Genomic DNA, 2765 nt, shown 5'->3' with positions numbered 1-2765 from the left:
CCCCCCCCCCCCCCCCCCTCCCACAATGGACCGCATTGAATCCGGATCAGTAACCCCGACTGAAATCCACTTCCCCGCGCAACGCTTCGCCGGCGTCATAGGCGCGCAGGTTCTCCAGGAACAGCTGCACCATCATCGGCGGCGAGGTCGGCGCCGAGCTGTGGCCGGTCAGCAATAATCCCCATGCGGTCCAGAACGGATGGCGTTGCGGCAACGGCTCCTGGCGGCACACATCGATCACCGCACCGGCCAGGTGCCCGTCCTGTAACGCTTGCACCAGGTCCGCATCGACCACGGCCACGCCACGGCCGACATTGATGAACAACCCGGTGGGTTTGAATTGCTTGAATAACGCCGCGTCGTAGATATCGTGAGTGTCCGGTGTATTCGGCAACAGGTTGATCACGTAGTCCACCTCGCCCACCAGACGGGGCAAGTCCTGCAACGCGCCAACCTCGATAAACGGCGCCAATTCCCGAGCTTCACTGGCGATGCCGTACAACTGCACGCCAAATGGCACCAGGAACTCAGCCACGCGGCGACCGATATCACCGGTCCCGACGATCAACACCTTGCGTCCCGCCAGGCTCTGGCTCTGGCGATTGTCCCATTTGCGCTCCACCTGGCTGACCAGGCGCGCCAGGACTTCGCGCTCATGCCCGAGCATGTAGGTGAGCACATATTCGGCCATGACCTGGCCAAAAATGCCCACTGCGCGAGTCAGGCGATAATCCCGGGCCAGACCCTCGGCCAGCAGCGGCGTGATGCCTGCCCAGGTCGATTGCAACCAACGGGGCTTGTGGCCCTGACGCAACAAGGTCGCCAGCAAGTCCGGCTGGCCGAGCCAGACCGGGCAATCGGCGGCCAGGCGTGACAGTTCAGCGGAGTCGCCGCTGGTCAGGATGTCGATATCGGCTGCAGCCTGGCGCAGGAGCTGGGCGTACACCGCGTAGTCGTGTTCGGCAATCAGAACGCGCATGAATCAAACCTTTCAAAAACAGTGCAGACGACCGCCGACAGAGTGTTGCTCCATCTTCGCGGCCATCCCGATAATCATTCCAGTGTTTCGAGAGCCCCCAGGACGGACGCCCAAGGCAATCAGACCGGGTCGTTGCGGCGCAGCAACTCTTCGGGCAAATGCTCGATGTACTCGTCCTCTGCCGGCGGCATCTGCAGGTGATAACCCTGGGTATCGAGGTTCTCAAGCACCTTGTTGATGTCTTCGCGGGACAATTGCCGCTCCGGGCTCAGAACCAGGTCGAAGGCATGGATCGCCTTGCCGAAGGCCGCCATCAATGGCTCAGGCACACGAGCCAATGCCTCGCTCTTGAGTACATACAGGTACATCTCGTTTTTCTTCGAGCTTCGGTAGATGGAGCAGATACGTTTCAAGGCTGTTCTCCGGCGGTGGCCAGGCTGTCGAGCAGCGGCTGGCCCATCAACTCGCGGCGCCAGCCACGCAGCGAATCGGGCAGTTGGTAAGGTCCCTCGGGGTAGCCGCTCTTGATCAGGGCTTCGAGGGTTTTCTTGCGAAGCATCAATTCAGGAGCAATGCCCAGGCGCTCGGCCTCAGCCTGGCCCAGCGCCTTGAGGCGCTTGAGCAGCGCCGCGGCCTCGATGGGCAGCGGCTCGGCCACGGCGGGCGGCCATTGTTCGGGCGGCACGCTGCCGGCACGCTTGATCAGGTCCAGCAGGAATTCGCCGTCCTGACGCACCGTGCGCGGGTGCATGTCTTCTATTTTTGCCAGCGCGCCGAGGTTATCCGGCTGCGTGCGGGCCAGGGGCCACAGCGAATGCTCGCGGAGGATGCGGTTACGTGGCAGGTCACGGGCTCGCGCCTCGCGTTCGCGCCAGGCGTAAAGCTCGCGTAGCACGGCCAATTGCGCACGGGAGAGTTTCCAGGCCAGCTTGGCGTCGCGGTAGACCTCATACGGGTCGATTTCACGCCGCAGGTTGGCCACCAGCTCGGCGCCATCCTCCAACACCCAAGCGTACTTTTCATCGGAAAGCTTCGGGCGCAACTCGACGAAAACTTCCGCCAGGTGCACGGCATCCTCGGCGGCGTAGCTGATCTGCGTCTCGGAAAGGGGCCGTTGCAACCAGTCGGAACGGGTCTCGCCCTTGGGCAACTCGATACCCAGCACTTCCTGCACCAGCCGCGAGTAACCCATCGAAAAGCCCAGGTTCAGGTAAGCGGCGGCCAGTTGGGTGTCGAACAGCGGCGCGGGCAGGCTGCCCGTCAGGCGCAGCAAGACTTCCAGATCCTCGCTGCAGGCATGCAACACCTTGAGCACCGCCGGGTTCTCCAGCAGCACGGCCAAGGGTTGCCAGTCATTGATGGTCAACGGGTCGATCAGGTAGGCACTTTTACCATCACCGATCTGCAGCAAGCCTGCGATGGGATAAAAGGTGTCGACCCGCATGAATTCGGTGTCGAGGGCGACGAACGGCAACTGTTGCCATTCGGCGCAAAACCGACCGAGGCTATCGTTGTCGCGAATCCAGTGAATATCGATGGCCACACGGCTCTCCCTTGAAGAATGGCGCGCAGTATATATCGCCGTCGGCGATTGCGAGCATCTACGGAGTAAGAGCTTAAGAGAAATCGCCTGCGCAAACGCAAGAATAGTCCTACATCAGCGATTAACTGGTCTTACGCAATACATAAACTCGCTTCAAGGCAAAACCGGGCAGGAAATCCTGATACCACTGCACGGTGAAACCGGCTTCGATAAACTCGGCTTCGACCCGGACGCGGTCGAGGC

General features: G+C 61.5%; 3 protein-coding genes and 1 pseudogene. All 4 read right to left on the bottom strand.

Features of this window, described 5'->3' with window-relative positions; translation table 11 throughout:
• Positions 1-46: 46 nt before the first annotated feature.
• The gene (locus tag ACE04F_RS12970) at positions 47-979 is read right to left on the bottom strand and encodes a D-2-hydroxyacid dehydrogenase (RefSeq protein ID WP_486107213.1); all 933 of its coding nucleotides are present in this window, start codon (positions 977-979) and stop codon (positions 47-49) included.
• A gap of 119 nt (positions 980-1098) precedes the next feature.
• Complete coding sequence (locus ACE04F_RS12965; RefSeq protein ID WP_030141193.1) at positions 1099-1392, bottom strand: YcgL domain-containing protein; 294 nt, start codon at positions 1390-1392, stop codon at positions 1099-1101.
• Positions 1389-2522 carry a ribonuclease D gene (rnd, locus tag ACE04F_RS12960; RefSeq protein WP_486107210.1) on the bottom strand — a complete coding sequence of 378 codons (1134 nt, stop codon included), beginning with the start codon at positions 2520-2522 and terminating at the stop codon, positions 1389-1391. The genes ACE04F_RS12965 and rnd overlap by 4 nt, the downstream gene beginning before the upstream one ends.
• Before the next feature lie 121 nt (positions 2523-2643).
• Positions 2644-2765 (bottom strand): annotated as a pseudogene (locus ACE04F_RS12955) (SAM-dependent methyltransferase); the annotation flags it as partial.

The sequence above is a fragment of the Pseudomonas sp. AGC41 genome (assembly GCF_057334555.1).
Note: the sequence above shows the minus strand (reverse complement) of the source record. Positions and strands in the feature narration are given on the sequence as shown.